Genomic DNA, 17744 nt, shown 5'->3' with positions numbered 1-17744 from the left:
ATGAAGGTTCGTTTTCTTGGTGTTAAATGTCCGGAATTATGCAGTTTTCCCAAAAGGGGACAGCCAATAAGGTTCCTTTAACAACAGTGGGTTTTATTTGCGTTTTTTTGGGGAGAGAGACATCACATGGCAAGCGCGCTTAGCAAAACCACCATCAGGCTGCACTGGATAGTTGCCATCACCATGATTTTTTTGTGCATCGTCGGTTTTTACATGACCAACTGGCACGACTACGGCTATTACGACCTGCATAAGGCCATTGGCGTGCTGATCTTGCTGGTGGTGGTACCACGGGTGATTTGGCGCATGAAGATGGGTTGGCCCAAACCGCTGGGGAAAGACCGCCCCTTCCTGCACTTTATCGCCATGCTGGTGCACTGGGTATTGATCATCTCCACCCTGTCGATGCCAGTGCTTGGATTGTTGATGTCGGCGGTCGGTGGCCACGGCGTTGATATCTTCGGTTGGCAGATGGTAGACACCCATTTTGCCCCCGGCACCCACGACGCCGTGCCTTACTCGCCGTTCTGGGCCGAGGTAGGTGAGCAAGGCCACGAGATAAACGGTTACCTGTTGATGGGCACCATAGTGCTGCACGTTGTTGGCGCCTTGAAGCACCACATTATCGATAAGGACGGCACCCTCAGGCGGATGCTGGGGCATTCGGTAGAGAGCTGAACAAGCGGGGCCAAGGCCCCGTTTTTTATTCCATGGCGTGAAAGAGAGCAGTGAAGAGGGGCTGGGAGCCTCTTTTTGTTGTGCGGTTCGGTGCGTAACATCCATGGGCGCCGATGAAGAAGGAAACCTATGGGCAAGCTCACCAAAAACGAGGATGAAGAGGTTGTTGCCTTGCTGCCAGAAGGGTCGTTTACCTTTATCGCATCGGTAATGACAGGGCTTGTTTGCATTGCCGGTATTTGCTTGAGTTTACGGCTGCTGGTGATGCCTTCTTGGCCGGTAGAGAGGGTGGCTCCCTCTCTTATCGTGAGCTTTATCTGCCTGCTGATTGCCGAGGTGCACGGCAGTTTCATGCTCACCCGAGGTAAAGATTGGGCCCTTCTATTACTTAAGATCCTTTCCGGTGCTTTTGTGTTGTTGTTTTTGGCAGGCTCGCTCCTTAGCCTGACGAGAAACAGCCCGCTGTGGTTTCCCCTTACTGGGCTGGCGGTCTCTGTTATTCACCTTTCCCTGATTTTCTCTGCAAAACTGGCGCTGTTTAAAAGCCACTTTCAGAACATCCATCAGGGCTTGCCGCTTTAACCTTGGCTACTTGCCAAGGGGCCTTCAAATCAGCGTTTTTCATACGCAAAAAAGACCGTCAACCAGGGGTGAATGCCACCCCGAAACTGACGGTCAACCAGACATGATGTCATCTTTGATGCCCTGTCAGGGCTGAGGCAGCGGCAACCACAGCCTGACCCTCAGGCCACCGTTGGCACGGTTCTCCAAGTGCAGGCGGCCGCCGTGGGCCTCGATGATTTCGCGGCACAGCGCCAGGCCAAGGCCGGTGCCTTCTTTCTTGGTGGAATAAAAGGGCAGCAGCGCCTGGGTGAGCACTTGCTCGCTCATGCCGCTACCCCTATCGGTAACTTCCAGGCAATGCCAGCCGGGCTGGGCCTTGATGGCAAGCTCGGTATCCTTGGGCTCGGAGCCTGCTTCGGCGGCGTTTTTCAGTAGGTTCACCAACACCTGGCTCAGTTGAGCGGCATCGCCCCAGCCAGCGCTGGTGGGCAGCGCCTCACGGACCCGAAACGCCACCACCCCTTGCAATCTTTCCAGCAATTCGTGCCAGTTGATGGCCTGGCATTGGGGTTGGGGCAGGCGGGCAAAGCGCACATAGCCTTGCAAGAAGCGGTTGAGGTGGTCGGCCCGCTCGCTGATGGTGTCAAACACCTGGGTCAGCAGCGCCGGGTCGGGGTTGGCCACCAGCTTCTGCCCGGAATGGGCCATGGAGGCAATGGGCGCTAGGGAGTTGTTAAGCTCGTGGCTTATCACCCGGATCACCTTCTTCCAGGTGCCCACTTCGGCGCGGCTGAGCTCACGGGTCAGCTGCTTGAACAGATACAGCTGATGCTGCTGGCCGTTGAGCTGAAACTGGCTGCGCGACAGGTGCCAGATCTGTGGCTCATCGCTGGTGGGCAGGGTAAAAAGCCCGTCCTGGGGCGCGGCCATGGCCTCTTTGATGGCCTCAGGGAGCTGCTCCAGCAAAGTGGCCAAGGCCAAGCCGTTGATGCCTTTACCTTCCAGCAGCAGCTGCCTGGCCGCCGGGTTGGCGTAAAGCACCCGCTGGTCCTGGCTGGTGAGCACCAGGGCGGTAGGGGAGCTTTGCAGCACGGTGTCGAGCATCAGCTCGCGCTGGTAGATATGGGCCCGCTCGGCGCGAAGCTTCAGGGCCGCATCGTTATAAAGGGTGGCCAGACGCGCCATCTCATCGCGGCCCTGATGGGTCAGGGACACCGAAAAGTCGTTGTCCTTGAAGTTCAGTAAACCGGTGGTGAGGGCGTCCAGGCCCCGGTTAAGGCGCCTGGTCACCATTCTGCCCAGCACCAAGCCCAGCAGCAGCGCCGCCAGCAAGCTCATTTGCAGGGCAAGCCAAAGGCCAAAACCCAGTTGCAGCAGCGCACCTACGGCCAGGGCCATGGCCAGCAGGCTGGCTACCAGTACCGCTGTCAGCTTGGCTTCAAAGCTCATTGAGGACGATTCCGTATTTCTCCAGGCGCCGGTAAAGCGCTTGGCGCGACAGTCCCAGAGTGCGGGCCGCCTCGCTGATGCTGGAGGCTTCACTCAATACATCGCGCAGCTGCTGCTCATCGGGCTCAAAGGCGGCCCGGGGGCGGCTTTGCCGTGGCGGCGGCAGGTTTAAATCCACCGCCTCAATGCGTTCCCCCGGCGCCAACAGCGCGGCCCGTTTGAGGCAGTTTTCCAGCTCCCGCACATTGCCAGGCCAGTCGTGGGCTTCAAGGGTGCGCACCGCGTCCAGGCTCAAGGGGCGCCCCGCCAGAAAATGCCGGGCCAGGGGCAAAATGTCCTCGGCGCGTTCTTTAAGGGGCGGCAGGGAAAGCTCGATAACGTTGAGCCGGTAGTAGAGATCTTCGCGAAAGCTGCCGCCCTGAATGGCACTTGGCAGGTCGCTGTTGGTGGCGGATATCAGCCGCACCCGTACCTTGCGGGTCTGGGTGGAGCCAAGGCGCTCGAACTCGCCGGTTTGCAGCACCCGCAGCAGCTTCATCTGGCCGGAAAGGGAGAGATTGCCGATTTCGTCCAAAAACAGGGTGCCACCGTCGGCGGCCTCAAAGCGGCCGATACGGGTTTTATTGAGGCCGGTATAAGCCCCCGGTTCGGCGCCGAACAGCTCGGCTTCCATTAATTCCAGCGGCAGGGCGCCGGCGTTGACCCTGATAAAGGGCCCGGCGGCCACCTGGGAATTGCGCTGGATGATCTCGGCGATCTTTTCCTTACCGGCGCCGTTGGGGCCGGTGATCAGCACCGGCACTTCGGCCCTGGCCACCTGCGCCGCCATTTCCACCAGCCGCTGCATGGCGTCGGACTGGTACACCAGCCCGGCCAAATCGAATTTGTCGGCAAGGGCTTGGCGCCGCTGGGCCTGGGCTTGGGCCTGGGCCTGCTGTTGCTGGCTGAGTTCGGCCAGCTCCAACAGGTTTTGCACCGTGGCGATGAGCTTGGTGTCGTCCCAGGGTTTGCCCAGGTAGTCGGCGGCGCCGGCTTTGACCAGGCTGACCGCGCTTTCCAGCTCGGTCCAGGCGGTGAGCAGGATGATGGGCAAGTCCGGGTGCTGCTCACGGATGGCGAAGAACAGCGCTTTGCCTTCTTCGCCACTGGTGGTGTCGCTGCTGAAGTTCATGTCCTGGATAACCAGGCTGATGTCGCCCGCCTCAAGCCTGGTAAGGCCAGCCTGAGGGGTCAGAGCGGTGTCGCTTTGCAGGCCGTTAAGCTTCAACAACAACCCCAGGGCCTGGCCCACGGCGGGGTTGTCGTCGATGATGAGGATCTTGTCCATACAATCCTTTTACACGCTACGGGTAGCCAGGGACGGCGATACCTGGGCGGCGCGCCAGGCGGGCATCAGCGCCGCCAGCAGGCCCAGTAGCCACACCGCCACCACGCCACCTGCCAGATAGCCGACCTCAAGGGCCTTCATCTGGTAATGCTGCACCATCAGGTGGTTGGCAAACAAGGCCAGCGCGCAACCCAGCACGATACCGGCGCCGATAATGATGCCGTTTTCCACCAGGAAATAGCGCACCACCATCAGTTTGGTGGCCCCCAGGGCGCGGCGAGTGCCGATTTGCTTGCGGCGTTGGTTAACCCACAGCAGGGTCAGGCCGACAATGCCAAGGCCGGTTACCAGGCTTATCAGCACCATGGTCACGCTGAGCATGGAGATGGTGGCCTGGTCGCTGCGGTAGGCCGAACGTTTGTAGCTTAAAAGGCTGCGCACGCCGGTTACCACCCGCTGGCTATCGAGGTTGTTGAGCACGTCGGGCACCTTTTTCATCATGGCGTCCAGTTGGCCCGGTTTAACGCGGATGAGGTAGCGCAGGTTGAAGTTGGTATAGAACTGCGGCACCAGCACCACGTCACCGGCGACATCAGAGTTGGGGTAAGCGCCAATGGTGTCGGAGGCCACCCCAATCACCTGCACCCCAGGGGTGAGCAGTTTGCCGATGGGGTCTACCCCTTTGCCAAAGAGCTTGTTGGCCAGTTGGCGGGTAACGATACAGACGGTGGGTGTTTTACCCTCCAGGCTGGAGGTGACCGTCATGTCGTTGGCGGTGAAGTCGCGCCCCGCCAAAAGCTTCAGGCCAAAGGTGTCCATGCCGCGCTGGTCGGTGTTAAAGACGTTGGCTTCGACTTCGCCGATACCCGGCTTGTTGTCTTCCGAGCGCATGGTGCTGGTGGAGCCGGAGCTCGACAGCGGCGCACTGTTGACGATGGTGGCGCTGACCACATCGGGCAGCTGGTTCAGGGCAATCATGTCCCGCTCCACGTCGGCGTAGTCTTTATCGCCGGCCTGGGTCGGTACCACCGACAGGGTAAAGGTGTTGGCTTCATCAACGCCGGTGGGCCTGTCTATCTTGGCCTGGCGCTGGGTGATGATAAAAGCGGCGTTCACCACAATGGCCAGGGTCAGGGCGGTTTGCAGCATGATCAGCAAGGCGCCGGTTTTGTTGCGCCACAAGGTGCGCAGTATGGGTCCGAATTCAAACATGGTGCGCTCCTTACTGGGTTTTGAGGTAGTAGGCTGGGGTGGTGGTACTGATGCGCCAGGCCGGATACACCCCGGCCAGGAGGCTCGCCACCAGCGCCAGGCCAGCGGTTACACACATCATCAGCGGGTCCATGTGGACAATGGCGGCCATGCTTGGCGCCACCAGCTGGCGGATGGCCACCAGCCCCAGCAGGGCCAGGCCAATACCCAGCACGCCGCCAATCACGCCAACCAGGGCGCTTTCAATCAGGTGTTGGGTAAAGACGGCGCTGCGGCTGGCACCCAGGGCGCGGCGCACACCGGCTTGAGGGGCCATGCGCAGGAACTTGGCCAGCAGCAGGGCGATGGTGTTGATGATGCACACCAGCAGGAAGGCAAAGGCCAGCCAGGTGAGCAGTTGGGTGTCGTTACCCACCACCCGGTTTTGGTAAAGCCATTGGGCCGGGGTGGACAACACCGCGCCTTGGTCACGTTCAAAACGGCCTTGCTTATGCTGGTCTTTAACGTAATTGGCCAGGAACTGCTGGTAGCGTGCCTTTTGCTCTGGGCTGTCCAGTTGCACCCAATATTGCAGCCAGATGCAGTTTGATTGCAGCAGGCCTTCGTAGCCTTCGGGGTTGCCTTTGTCACTGCCGCCGCCCATGCAGCTCATGTTGCCCCAGGGCATGAGGCTGAGCGGCCGGTGCAAGCCAAAGGGCACGTAGGCATCGGCGTTGCCGCCAAAAGAACCGGTGGTGAGATCCTGCACCGAAGGAGCCGGTTCAAAGTCGGCCGCAACCCCCACCACTTCATAAGGGTGGCCGTTTATCTCTACCGATTTACCCACCGGGTTTTCTTCGCCAAACATCTGCTGGCTGGTGCGTTTACTCAGCACAACCTGGTACTGGCCCTGGGTGTCGGCGCTTTTGTCCCAGATGGTGCCATAGAGCAGCGGCACATCGAACAGGGAGAAAAAGTCGCGGGTGGTGACCCGCATCGAGATCAGCGCCGGGCGGATGTCCGGGTTGGGTGAGGTAATGGTGCCGCCCCACTGGTGCATGGCCACCTGCCGGGTGGGAATGTCCGATTGCAACAGCGCTTCGGCATCGGGGTAGGCCAGCTGGTCCGGTATGCCGTTGCGGGTGTGCTGCGGCCCGTTGTTATCGCTGGGGCGAATATCCAGCTGCACGTAGTAAAGCTGGTCGTTTTTGTCGGCCAGGGCGTTGGAAGACATCACGTATTGCAGGGTCAGGGTGCTCATGGCCACCCCCACCCCCACGGCAATGGCCAGCACCATCAGGGTGGACATCACCGGTGAGCCTTTGAACGACAGCCAGGCAAGGCGCAGGTAATAACTGAACATGCTGGCTCCTTAGGCGCGGCGGCTCTGGCCGAAGTCGAAATCGGACACCTGGCCGTCAACGATCTGGATATTGCGCTGGGCGCGGCGGGCCAAATCAGGGTCGTGGGTCACCATGACAATGGTGGTGCCGTCCTTGTTGATGGATTCCAGTAGCTCCATCACCTGGCGGGCCATCAAGGAATCAAGGTTCCCGGTGGGTTCGTCCGCCAGCAAAAAGGCGGGTTTGCCGGCCAAAGCCCGGGCGATAGCCACCCGCTGCTGCTGGCCACCGGAGAGCTGCGACGGCAGGTGGTGGCGGCGCGCCGCCAGGCCCACTTTCTCCAACGCCTCGTCGATACGGGCCTTACGTTCTTTAGCGTTAAGGCCACGGTAGCGCAGCGGTACGTCAACGTTGTCGAACAAGGACAGGTCAGGAATGAGGTTAAAACCCTGGAAGATAAAGCCGATTTTCTCGTTACGCAGCTTGGAGCGGGCGCTGTCGCCGAGATCTCGCACGTCGATGCCGTCCAGCTGGTACTGGCCTTCTTCAAAGGTTTCCAACAGCCCGGCGATATTCAAAAAGGTGGTTTTGCCTGAGCCCGAAGGGCCGGTGACCGCCACAAATTCTCCTTCCTTCACGTACAGGCTGAAGTCGCGCAGGGCGTGGGTGGCAACGGTGTCGGTGCGGTACACCTTGGCGATGTTTTCCATTTTCAACATGTTGGCGGTCCTTATTGAGTAATGAGCAATGTGTTTTGGTTTTTAAAACGGCTGGTGTCCGAGGTGATGATGGTGTCGCCGGCCTTGAGGCCATCCACCACTTCCGCCTGGCGGCTACCGATGGCGCCCAGGGTAATGGGCACCCGCACCGCCTTGTCGCCGCGCAGCACAAAGGCGCTGCGGCCCTGGTCCACGTCGATAAAGGCGCCACGGGGTACGGCCAGTACCTGATTGCGGTTTTCCAGCAAAATGCGGGCGGTCAGGCGCTGGTTCTGGCGCAGCTTGTCGGGGGTATCACCCTTGAAGCGCAGCCGTGCCACCACCTGGCTGTTTTGGATCTCCGGGCTGATGGCGGCCACTTCGCCCTGCCAATCACGGCCATTGACCTTCACCGCTACCGGCATCTTCAGGCCCAGGTCGTCGGCGTAGCTCTCCGGTACCAGCACTTCCACTTCAAAGCTGTGCAGGTCTACCACCGTCAGCAGCGCTTCGTGGGCGCCCACTGCGGATTTTTGGTTCAGGGCCAGGTTGCCCACCAGGCCTTCTACCGGCGAGCGCACGTTCAGCTCGTCGCTCTGGCGCTGTAAGTCCGCCACCAGCAGGGCTTGGTGCTCAACCTGCAATTTGAGGTTCTTGGTTTCAAAGCTGGCCATCTCCGCTGCCAGCCGGGCGTTCTCGGCGCTCTGATGCGCCCGCAGCTTGGCTCGGGCCAGCTCGTCTTTGGCTTTCTCGTAGTCGATTTGGCTGATCACCTTTTTCTGCCAGGAAAGCTCTGCCCGGCGCATTTCCCGGTCAGCCGCCTCCAGGTCCACCTTGGCCAGATCCGCCGCCTGGCGGTTTTCCAGGGCGTCACGCTTGGCCTGGATCTGCTGGCGCTCCGACTCCCCCTGAATGCGGGCGAGGTTGGCTTCTTCCTGCTTGAGCTGGTTGGTCAGGGAAGGGCTGTCGACGGTGGCGATCACCTGATCTTTGGCCACGCTGTCGCCGGCTTTGATGAGGTAAGTGACGATACCTTGGGCCGGGCTGTACAAGGTGGGGCTGTTGGCCGCCACGACCCGGCCTTGGACGTTGATGTCGCGCGCTATGTCGGCCACTTCGGCGGTGCCCAGTTGCAGCGCGGCCTTGGATACCACGGCGTCGGCGCTGGCACTGGCTCGCCAGCTGGTAACAACCCAGCCCAGGGCGACCACCAGCAACGCGGCGGCGCCAAGCCCGGCCCATTTGCGATAAGGGCGGCGGTTATCGAGGATAACGTCTTGCCCTGAGGTATCTCTGATCATGAAAAACTCCTTGGTTTGCAGGAGTTTTATCAAGTTGTGTGCCAGTTTTTATTTTCTTGATTTTAAATGGTTTTTTGTTTTTCTTTGTGGTGGGGACTGTCCGTTTGAGGTGTCCGTTGTCCGGGGGTGTCCGAGTGTCCGGTTTGGGGAATGGCTGCTCTGTGGCCTTGCTTTAGTCGCTGAAAGGTTGTTTCAACGGCTTGGCCCGTTGGTTAATACGGGCCGTTAGTCGCCTTTATGAAGGCGGCTACGGTATCTTTTGGAAGCAAATCAATCATAAGAACGGAAAGGGGTAAGGATGCTAACCACTGTTGCTTTGCTGGCGGCTATGGCGAGCGGGTCTGCCGGAGAAGATGGTTGTTACCGCTATGGATCCGCTCTCAAACTGCCTGGGACTTTGACGGAACGGATCTTTGCGGGACCACCAAACTACGACAGTGTTGCCGATGGTGACAGGCCGGAGAAGGTCTTGATGCTGCATCTTGCCACCCCAATGTGCACCCAGGCCGATAACAACGATGCCATTGACGCGCCGGTTGCCAAGGCTACCGATGTTCAACTGGTCTTTACCGGTGACGCCGCCGCTCGTTATCGGCACCTTCAACCCATGCTGGGCTCGCTCGTCCAATGCCAAGGCATGTTGTTCTCGGCTATCTCCGGGCACCATCACACCCCGGTATTGATGCAAGCAGCTTCGTGCCGGTTAGTGGATTAATGGCGTTGGGCTTTTTCGGCAGCCAAACGGGCTGTGAAAAGCTGGCATTACTGCAAGTTAGCCAACACAAAATCCACCATCAGGCCGGCGATATCGAGGTCGCAGGCCTTTTCTATGCCTTCGAGGCCTGGGGAGGAATTGACCTCCAACAGCAGCGGGCCTCGGGCTGAGCGCAGCAGGTCGACGCCGGCGATGCCAAGGCCGAGGGTTTGGGCGGCTTTGATGGCGATGGCGCATTCTGCATCGGTTGGGGTGATGGCGTGGGCCTGGCCGCCGCAGTGCAGGTTGGCCCTGAAATCGCCGTCCTGGGCCTGGCGGGCCATGGCGGCTACGACTTTGTCGCCTATCACCAGCAGCCGGATATCCTGGCCGGCGCACTCACCGATAAACTCCTGCACCAGCACATTGACCTTGGCGCCGAGGAAGGCTTCGAGGGTGCTGCGGGCGGCCTGGGGGCTGTCGGCAAGGCTAACCCCTATACCCTGGGAGCCCTCCAGCACTTTTATCACCAATGGCGCGCCCCCGACCTCGGCCATCAGCAGCGGTATTTGCTCGGGACTGCTGCCAAAGGAGGTGGCTGGCATGGGCAGCCCTTGTGCCAGCAGCAGTTGCAGGGCGTGGAATTTATCGCGGGCACTTAATAGCGCTGCCGCGCTGGTGGGGCTGTAACTGCCCATGGTTTGCAGTTGGCGAAGCACTGTGGCGCCCAGCAAGGTCAGCTCGTGGCCAACCCGGGGCAGCACGGCGGCAAAAGCGGGCTGGCGCTCGCCCTGGTGAAAAAGGGCCGGGCCTTCGGCGCTTAAGGTCAGCTGGCAACCCAGGGGGCTTAGCACATGGGGTTCAAGGCCACGGGCGGTGGCGGCGGCAACCAGGCGCTGGGTGGAGTGCAGTTCGGCTTTGGCGGACAAAATGGCAAGGCGCACCGGGTGCTCCTTAGAAAGAGGAACGGGGGCAACAGCGCGTTGCCCCGCAATGTGGGCCGGGGTTAGTCGTCGTCTAGCGGCTCGCCTGGCTCGTCGATGCGGGCAGTGCCATTTCGCACACTCAGCCAGTCGTTGCAGACGGTAAAGACCCGCTTTTTCTGGTCGAGGATCTTCTGGTACTTGGCCCAGACCTTTTCCAGTGCGGTTACCGGCGGCCGGGTGCCCTGGCAGCTTTCGAGGAACTGAAACTCCTCGGCGCTGGCCGGGCTGCTCAGCCCACTGACCAAGGCCTGCAGGGCCTGGCCGTGGTTTTCCAGCAGCGTGGCTTCGGCTTTGGTGAAGTCGCCGCTGCGGGCAAAACCGTGGGGAAAGTGCTTCTGGTCGAAAAAGCGTTTTGTACTGACAAAGCTCTGATCCATAACCCACCTCCAAGGCGCTTTCGGGTCGGAGTATTAGCCAAGGCCGGAGGTGGGTAAAACAAAACATTTTTATCGACGAAATAAAGCGCTGTTATTGAGCATCAAGGGCGCTTTTCAGCGCCTCAAGCTTGGCTTTTACCTTGGCCCTGTTGTCCGGTCCCATGCGAATGAGGATCTTCTGGATGGGCTTGAGGTTCTCCAGCGCCGGGTCGGCAAACTGGTACAGCACCTTGGGCTGGCTGAGCTTGATGGGCTCGGCCGGATCCGGGGTGGCCAGGGCAAGATTGATGATTTGCACCAGGTTGGGCTTGAGGTTGTCGCCGTCCAGGCCAAGCTGGCTGTAAGCCTCGCTAAAGAGCGGTTGGTACTTGTCGAGGAAAGCCAGCAGCTTGGTGTCGTCCAGGCCGACAAAGATAGCCACGTAAGGATCGAAGCGGTGATAGCTGTCGCTGTCGAGATAAATGGTGTCGCCATCTCGTACCACTTCAAAGGCCTTGTCGGGAGAGGCAATCAGACGCTGGCGCTCCGGCAGGTAGCCCTCAACGGCGGTGGCGAGGATCTGGGTGACCTTGTCAATCAGCTGCGGCTCTTGGGTTTTGACCACGCTTTGCGAGGGTAGCAGGGCGTTGAGGTCGTCACGGACCATGGGGTCGCTGTCTTTGAGGGCAGGCAGTTTTACCGGCTCGGGTGCAGGGGCGGCGGCGGGCTCGGGCTCCACCTGTTGGGGCTCGGGCTCGGCGGCGCTGTTGTCTACCGGCGCCGGTTCAGGCTCGGCGGCGGGCTGGGGTTGCTGCTCCACCACTGGCGGCGGCAGGCTGTCCTGGGCCGGTTTGGGCGCTTCGCCTTTGGGCCAGAAGACCCAGGCCAACACGGCGGCCACCGCAATCACCGCCACAATGGCGATGGGAACAAAGGGAGAACGGCCTGATTTGGGCGGACGGGTTTGCGGATCGGCTTGCATTGTGGCTCCTTACCAATACTGCTCAACGGTGACGTGACCTGGCTGGCGGCGCAGGTTTTTGTTTAATCCTTTCTCGGCCAGCACCTTAAGGCTATCGCGGATCATATCCGGGTTGCCGCAGATCATCAGCTGGCTTTCGTTATTCAGTTGGTCAGCCAGGGCCGCTTCCAGTTCCCCTGAGCTGAGCAATTGTGGCAAACGGCCACGCAAGGCGCCGGGGTAGGGCTCGCGGGTAACCACCGGCTGGTAGCTAAACTGCGGCCGGCTGGCGGTAATGGCTTGCAACTGCTCGGCGTAGGCGAGATCGCTTCCCTGGCGGACCCCATGCACCAGATGGATGCGCTCAAATCGTTGCCAGGGCGCCTCGGTGCCCAATATCGAAAGATAAGGCCCCAGACCTGTACCTGTTGCCAACAGCCACAGGCTTTTGCCGTCCGGCACCTCATCGAGCACGAAAAAACCACTGGCCGGCTGGCTGACCTCGATGCTGTCGCCGCTTTTCAAGGCTGCCAGCAGCGGCGTCAGTTTGCCGCCGGGTACCAGGGTTATCATGAAATCCAGCACCTCATCCTGAGGGCTGTTGACCAAGGAATAGGCCCGCTGTACCCGGCCATCGGGGCCATCAAGGGCCAGGCGCACAAACTGGCCGGCGGTAAAGGCAAAGGGCGGCGCTTTGACGCGCAGGCTAAAGAGCGTTGGGTTCCAAGAGTGGTTTTCCAGCACCTTGGCAGTAAGCCATTGAGCCATAACACCTCCTTACACGGCAGAGAACCAAGCCCAGGGGGACTTGTGAATGGCGACCCCCACAATATAGATAAACACCAGTACCGCCCCCACTGCCGCCAGGGCCCTGGCTTTGGGGGTGCGGCCGCGTTTGATGGCGAAGGTGCCAAGGGCGATATAAAGCACCAAAGCGATGATTTTGGCGGCCAGCCAGCTGCTATGGAGCGGCGACAGCCCCAGCTGCACCATCAACCAAAGGCCGGCGGCCAGCAGGGCGGTGTCAATGATATGGGGCAGCACCTTGGCCCAGCGCGGCAGGCTGCCCGGGGCGACGATACTGCGGCTGGCGCGCCAGATGAAAAAGACGATGGTCAGCAGGGCCAATCCCTGGTGTAGCTGCTTAACCTGCAGGTAATCCACGGTGACTCCCGGGAGTGATTGAGGCGCCAAAAAGGCGGCAACGGCTGGGACTTTGACACTAGCACCGCGCCATTTTCCCAGCAATCAGAAAAGGTTGCTGACTCCGCCGGGATAAGCCGATAAAATTCGCCGGTCGGCCCTTGGATGTGTTTATGAAGTACAGTCTTCTGCTCCTCTTTGGGTGCCTTATTACCTTTGGCGCCCGGGCAGAAAAGGACCTCGCCCTTCTACTTACGCAAGCGGATCATGCCACAGCCCAAGCGGACTACCCCTCCGCCCGCGCGCTGTTATCTCAAATACCCGAATCGGCGCTAAGCCAGCTACCTGCTCCCCAGCAGGGCCATTACCTGTGCCTGAAAGCAGAAATGATGGCCCGGCTTGACCGCCAGATAGCAGGCTCCTTAAGCCTGTTCGAGCAAGGCATCCACTTACTTAAAGACGCTCCTGCCAGCGAGCTGCTGCCCAACTGCATGCTGACCTATGGCTTGGCCCTTGGAGGGACTGGTTATTGGAGCCGGGTTATCGACAACGCCGAACAGGTGATGGCGCTTACCCACAAATCCGGCAGCAGCGGTTTACAGGCTAAGGCGCTGGTGGAGCTGGGCCACGCCTACCACGCCCTGCAAATGGACGCCCAGGCGCTTGCACCCCTTGAGCAGGCTGTGGCCCTCAGCCAAGCCGGTGGGGACGTACTGACCGAACTAAACGCCACTGCCGACCTTATCGTGGTCAAGCAGCAGTTGGGTCAACCCTTTATGGAGCTGGCCCTGAAGAACTTTGAGCTGGCCCAGAGTAAAGGGGACTTACAGCAGCGGGCGAGGGCGGCGTCGGTGCTGGCTACTGTGGATTTTGCCAATCAGCGCTACGACGAGGCGCTGGACGCGCTGCTGGCAGTTTACAAGGATGTGGAGACCAGTAAAGACGACGGCTGGCAAGGCACCATGGCCAGCAACCTTGCCGAGGTTTATGCCGCCATGGGCGACAACCGCAAGGCGCAGTTTTATATCGACATTGCCTTGGACAAACTGGCCAAGGCCAAGCTAGTTAAGCAGCGTATGGCCGCCTTGTTGACCGCAGCCAATCTTGCCGACAAAGAAGGCGACTGGGCCCGGCGCAATACCTTGTTAAAAAGCGTGGTAGCGGCCCAGGCCACCACCGACAGCCCGCGCCAGAACGATCTGGCCGCCAAGGCGCTCAAGCAGTTGGCTCAGGTGACAACGGGCGACGAGCAGCGCCGCTATTGGGACCGTTATGCCCAGCTGATGGACGACAGGCTAAAGCAAAGCGACGCCGCCAAGCAGGAGATGGAACGCAGCCTAAGCCTTGCCAAGCAACCAGCGCCAGCGCCTGCTCCGGCGCCCTGGCGGCCCAGTGGCCTAAGCCTTGTGTTGGCCGGGGCGCTGCTGTTGGTGCTGGCTTTAGCCCTGGCGCTGTGGCGCTGCAAAAACAAAAAGCGGCTTGCCCTGGCCCAAAGCGCCGGCATTCGCCGCCATTCCGAGCTGCCCTACAGCCGCCAGACTCTGGAGCGGCTGGAACAGCTATTGAGCCAAGGGCTGCACTGCCAGGTGCTGTATTTTCGGGTCGGCTTTACCCGCCAGCCCTTCTACCAGGGCGGCTTTCGTGCCGGTAACGCCATGCAGCAGAGTATTGCCGCCAGGCTAAGGCAGCTTTTCCCCGGCGCTTTGCTGATTGGCGAGCCTGATAGCTTTCATTACCTGGTGGTGTTGGAGGCCAGCCAGAAGTTGGCGCCCCAGGCGGCCTTTGATGTGCTGGAAGAATCCCTGCAGGCGCTGGGTGGCAACGGCCTGCAACTCACCAGCCTGAACTTCCCCAATTTCCCGCAAATTAGCCGGGTGGCCGATATCGGCCCGCTGTGCGAGCTATTGCTGCTGGGGTTGCAACTGGCTAGCGAGACCGGCCCCAATGCCTGGGTGCAGCTCAGCCCCTTGCCGGTGGCGGCCAGGGCCATGGAAGCGACTGATATTCGCGCCGCGCTGCTGGCGGAGCTGAAAAAGGGTTACATCATCGTGACCGCCGGGGGCAGCGCCTTGACCTCGGAGCCAGACTGGGCTTTGCTGGCAGAAAGTCTCTGACAACAACGCACCATGCAGCGATTTTCCAAGTGGTTGCTGGCCCGCCTGGGCTGGCGCATCGAGGGGCAGATGCCGGCGGCGGATAAATTCCTGGTGGTGGTGGCACCCCACACCTCCAACTGGGATTTTGTCTTCGGGGTCTTGGCCCGCAGCGCCTTGGCGCTGAAGATAAACTTCCTGGGCAAACACCAGCTCTTTACCTTTCCCTTCGGTTACCTGTTTCGGGCCATGGGCGGCTTTCCGGTGCGCCGGGACAAGGCCAACAATATGGTGGAGCAAGTGGCCGCTTACTTTACCGGCCTGCCACGGTTCGTGCTGGCGGTTACCCCCGAAGGCACCCGCAGCCAGGTTAGCCGCTGGAAGCTCGGCTTTTACCATATCGCCGCTGCCGCCAAGGTGCCCTATGTGCTGGTGGGTATCGACTACCCCCGCAAGCGCTTTGTGATCGGTGAGGCTCTGCATCCTAGCGGCGATATCCGCGCCGACTTGGCCCTTATCCAGGCTTTTTACCAGCAGGTGCAAGGCCGCTTCCCCCAGGTTATTCCGCCGCTGCTGGGCTGGAAGGACCAGTAGCCACCCCTGTTGTCAGCCAACTGACAGTCAGCATCGCCATACTTTGTGAGCACCTACTTACCAGAGGGGAGTGTAATGACAAAAACAAAGTTTGCTGTGCTGATTTCTTCCATTTTCATGCTGAGCGCCTGTGGCGGCGGTGGCGGGGACGATACCCCCACCCCGGCAACGGCCAATTTGTCGCTGTCCATCGGTGATGCGCCGGTCGATGGCGCCGACAAGGTGGTGGTGACCATCGACAGCATCATCCTCAAACGCGACGGCGACAGCGACGTGGTGTTGCCCGTTCAGGACGCCAGCGGCAACCCGGTGACCTTGGACTTACTCGACTACCAGGGCGGTAACACCTACCTTGCCATCGACAGCGCTGCTATCCCGGCTGGCACCTACACCGACGTGCGCTTGGGGATAGAAGACGAAGACACCAGCAAAAGCTATGTGGAGACCGGCGACGGCACCTTCGAGCTCAAGGTGCCCTCCGACCAGCTGAAACTGGGCGGCTTTACCGCCAGTGCCGGTGGCCAGTTGGCCTTCACCCTGGATTTCAACCTGCGAAAAGCCATGACCTACAACCCGGGCCCGCAGCGCTACATCCTCAAACCCCGTGGCGTCAGCCTGGTGGACAGCACCATCCTCGGCCAAATCGGCGGTGAGGTAGACGCGGCCCTGGCTGAAAGCTGCAACACCGGCACCGACAACGTCAATTACGGCTTTGTCTATCTCTACAGCGGCCACAGCCTGACCAACCTGGGGGATGACTTTGACGACGGCGCCGCCGGCGCACCGGCCGATGCCTCCATACCGGTGGCGTCCATGGCGGTAACCCTGTCTGATGACGGCGACCCAAGCACCACCGACCCTTACCGCTACCAGTTCGGGCTCATTCCGGCAGGGGATTACACCCTGGCCTTCTCCTGTGACGGCATCAACGATGAGCCCGAAACCTACGAGGGCCTGACCATCCCCAACCCGGCAGGCCTGAGCTATGAGCTGAGTCTCGCCGAGGGCCAGGATCTGGCGCAGGATATCTCTCCGGTTACCGGCGGCTGAGCTTGCTCAAAACCCGGCTTTGCCCTAGCATGCCCCGCCATATTGGCGGGGCTTTTTTATGATGCAATCAGCGCTTATTTCCATACTGCAATCCGTGCTTATCGAGGGTCACCCTCTGGATAAGGCGCTGGCCCGTGCCGAGTTGGACGGCCGCCATAAGTCCGATACGGTGCAGGCCGCCCAGCACCTGGTGCGCTACGCCCGCCGTTATGGCGCCCTGGCTGGGCGCAGCTGGCCGGTTAAAAGCGGCGACTTGAGTGCGCTGCTGGCCGCATGGGCGGCCCTTGAATCCCCCAGTTTGCCCCTTAAACTCAAGCCCTTTACCCAGGACAAAGCGCTGCTGGCCGAGGTGAAGGCGAACCCGGTGCTGTGGCAAAGCTACCCTGATTGGCTCTATGAGCTGATGAGCGAGCGCTTGGGCGATGCCTGGCCAGCCCTGGCCGAGGCCCTGAACCGGCCACCGGCTCAATACCTTCGCGCCAATACCCTGCACGGCGATGCCGGCGCGCTGAAAAAGCGCCTGGCCGAAGAAAAGGTGGCCACCGACGTCATCAGTGACAGCTGCCTTAAACTCAAGCGCTTTGCCAACGTGTTTCGCACCCAGGCCTTTAAGGAAGGGCGCTTTGAGCAGCAGGATTGGGGCTCCCAGCAAATTGCCCTGCTGCTGGGCGCTGCGCCGGGGATGACGGTGATTGACGCCTGCGCCGGTGCCGGCGGCAAAACCCTGGCCCTGGCGGCCCAGATGCAGAACAAGGGCCGGTTGCTGGCCATGGACATTTTTGAAGGCAAGTTGCAGGCGCTTCGCAAACGCGCCCGCCGTGCCGGGGTCCATAACCTGGAAACCCGGGTTATCGAAGGTGCGGCTACCATCAAGCGCCTTAAGGGCAAGGCCGACCGCCTGCTGCTGGACGTGCCCTGCTCGGGGCTGGGGGTATTGCGCCGCAACCCCGATGCCAAATGGACCATCGCCCCCGAGCACTTGGATAACCTCATTGCCATTCAGCGCGAGATCCTCGACAGCTACCCGCGCATGCTCAAGGCCGGCGGCAAGCTGGTCTATGCCACCTGTTCGCTACTGCCGCAGGAAAACCAGCTGCAAGTGGCCGATTTTATCGCCCGGTCGGCCGGCCAATTCGTGCTGGAAAGCGAGCACACCTTGAGCCCGGTCGAAGGTGATACCGACGGCTTCTACATGGCCCTGATCAGCCGTCAATAATAGTTGACGGCTTTACGGGCCAGCCCCATAAAAAAACCGCAAAACCCTCCTGACATTGTCATATTCCGCTGGTAGATTGCGCGCCGTTGGCAGGATGCTG

At 60.6% G+C, this 17744-nt stretch carries 18 protein-coding genes; 7 read left to right on the top strand and 11 right to left on the bottom strand.

Going from position 1 to position 17744, the window contains the following annotated elements:
• Positions 1-126: 126 nt before the first annotated feature.
• Together AC22G1_RS19010 and AC22G1_RS19005 are read left to right on the top strand one after the other, a co-directional pair.
• Positions 127-678 (top strand): cytochrome b, encoded by a 552-nt coding sequence (locus AC22G1_RS19010; protein WP_487314747.1) that lies wholly within the window; start codon positions 127-129, stop codon positions 676-678.
• 129 nt (positions 679-807) lie between these two features.
• Positions 808-1260: a hypothetical protein gene (locus AC22G1_RS19005; RefSeq protein ID WP_487314746.1), complete on the top strand. Its 453-nt coding sequence runs from the start codon at positions 808-810 to the stop codon at positions 1258-1260.
• 126 nt (positions 1261-1386) lie between these two features.
• Here AC22G1_RS19005 and AC22G1_RS19000 read toward each other — a convergent pair whose 3' ends face one another.
• Genes AC22G1_RS19000 through AC22G1_RS18975 form a run of 6 tightly spaced genes read right to left on the bottom strand, consistent with a single transcriptional unit; the run spans position 1387 to position 8551 of the window.
• Positions 1387-2691, bottom strand: coding sequence for a sensor histidine kinase (locus tag AC22G1_RS19000; RefSeq protein WP_487314745.1), 1305 nt, complete (start codon positions 2689-2691; stop codon positions 1387-1389).
• Positions 2681-4018 (bottom strand): sigma-54-dependent transcriptional regulator, encoded by a 1338-nt coding sequence (locus AC22G1_RS18995; RefSeq protein WP_487314744.1) that lies wholly within the window; start codon positions 4016-4018, stop codon positions 2681-2683. The genes AC22G1_RS19000 and AC22G1_RS18995 overlap by 11 nt, the downstream gene beginning before the upstream one ends.
• 9 nt (positions 4019-4027) lie before the next feature.
• Positions 4028-5230, bottom strand: a complete 1203-nt coding sequence (locus AC22G1_RS18990; RefSeq protein ID WP_487314743.1) for an ABC transporter permease — start codon at positions 5228-5230, stop codon at positions 4028-4030.
• 10 nt (positions 5231-5240) lie between these two features.
• Positions 5241-6572, bottom strand: coding sequence for an ABC transporter permease (locus AC22G1_RS18985; protein ID WP_487314742.1), 1332 nt, complete (start codon positions 6570-6572; stop codon positions 5241-5243).
• A gap of 9 nt (positions 6573-6581) precedes the next feature.
• Positions 6582-7271, bottom strand: a complete 690-nt coding sequence (locus AC22G1_RS18980; RefSeq protein ID WP_050659597.1) for an ABC transporter ATP-binding protein — start codon at positions 7269-7271, stop codon at positions 6582-6584.
• An 11-nt stretch (positions 7272-7282) separates the two neighbouring features.
• The gene (locus tag AC22G1_RS18975; RefSeq protein ID WP_487314741.1) at positions 7283-8551 is read right to left on the bottom strand and encodes an efflux RND transporter periplasmic adaptor subunit; all 1269 of its coding nucleotides are present in this window, start codon (positions 8549-8551) and stop codon (positions 7283-7285) included.
• A 472-nt stretch (positions 8552-9023) separates the two neighbouring features.
• Here AC22G1_RS18975 and AC22G1_RS18970 point away from each other — a divergent pair, with 472 nt between their 5' ends.
• The gene (locus AC22G1_RS18970) at positions 9024-9266 is read left to right on the top strand and encodes a DUF4431 domain-containing protein (protein ID WP_487314740.1); all 243 of its coding nucleotides are present in this window, start codon (positions 9024-9026) and stop codon (positions 9264-9266) included.
• Between the two features lie 47 nt (positions 9267-9313).
• On the opposite strand, the gene AC22G1_RS18965 is transcribed toward AC22G1_RS18970, so the two are convergent.
• The 5 genes from AC22G1_RS18965 to AC22G1_RS18945 form a co-directional block, all read right to left on the bottom strand.
• Positions 9314-10189, bottom strand: coding sequence for a RimK family alpha-L-glutamate ligase (locus tag AC22G1_RS18965; RefSeq protein ID WP_487314739.1), 876 nt, complete (start codon positions 10187-10189; stop codon positions 9314-9316).
• Positions 10190-10251: 62 nt separating this feature from the next.
• Positions 10252-10608, bottom strand: a complete 357-nt coding sequence (maoP, locus tag AC22G1_RS18960) for a MaoP family protein (protein WP_487314738.1) — start codon at positions 10606-10608, stop codon at positions 10252-10254.
• 91 nt (positions 10609-10699) lie between these two features.
• Complete coding sequence (locus AC22G1_RS18955) at positions 10700-11569, bottom strand: DUF3014 domain-containing protein (RefSeq protein WP_487314737.1); 870 nt, start codon at positions 11567-11569, stop codon at positions 10700-10702.
• A gap of 9 nt (positions 11570-11578) precedes the next feature.
• Positions 11579-12316 carry a ferredoxin--NADP reductase gene (locus AC22G1_RS18950; RefSeq protein ID WP_487314736.1) on the bottom strand — a complete coding sequence of 246 codons (738 nt, stop codon included), beginning with the start codon at positions 12314-12316 and terminating at the stop codon, positions 11579-11581.
• Positions 12317-12325: 9 nt separating this feature from the next.
• Positions 12326-12712: a SirB2 family protein gene (locus tag AC22G1_RS18945; protein WP_487314735.1), complete on the bottom strand. Its 387-nt coding sequence runs from the start codon at positions 12710-12712 to the stop codon at positions 12326-12328.
• A 152-nt stretch (positions 12713-12864) separates the two neighbouring features.
• Here AC22G1_RS18945 and AC22G1_RS18940 point away from each other — a divergent pair, with 152 nt between their 5' ends.
• The 4 genes from AC22G1_RS18940 to AC22G1_RS18925 all read left to right on the top strand — a co-directional run bounded on the left by AC22G1_RS18940 (position 12865) and on the right by AC22G1_RS18925 (position 17644).
• Positions 12865-14805: an ATP-binding protein gene (locus AC22G1_RS18940; protein ID WP_487314734.1), complete on the top strand. Its 1941-nt coding sequence runs from the start codon at positions 12865-12867 to the stop codon at positions 14803-14805.
• A 12-nt stretch (positions 14806-14817) separates the two neighbouring features.
• Positions 14818-15378 (top strand): lysophospholipid acyltransferase family protein, encoded by a 561-nt coding sequence (locus AC22G1_RS18935; RefSeq protein WP_487314733.1) that lies wholly within the window; start codon positions 14818-14820, stop codon positions 15376-15378.
• 75 nt (positions 15379-15453) lie between these two features.
• Entirely contained in the window at positions 15454-16428 is a 975-nt protein-coding gene (locus AC22G1_RS18930) for a DUF4382 domain-containing protein (protein ID WP_487314732.1), read from the top strand.
• A gap of 58 nt (positions 16429-16486) precedes the next feature.
• Entirely contained in the window at positions 16487-17644 is a 1158-nt protein-coding gene (locus tag AC22G1_RS18925; protein WP_487314731.1) for an RsmB/NOP family class I SAM-dependent RNA methyltransferase, read from the top strand.
• Positions 17645-17744 lie beyond the last annotated feature (100 nt).

It is taken from the genome of Gallaecimonas zhanjiangensis (genome assembly GCF_057624825.1).
This window is presented reverse-complemented; position numbering and strand designations above follow the sequence as displayed.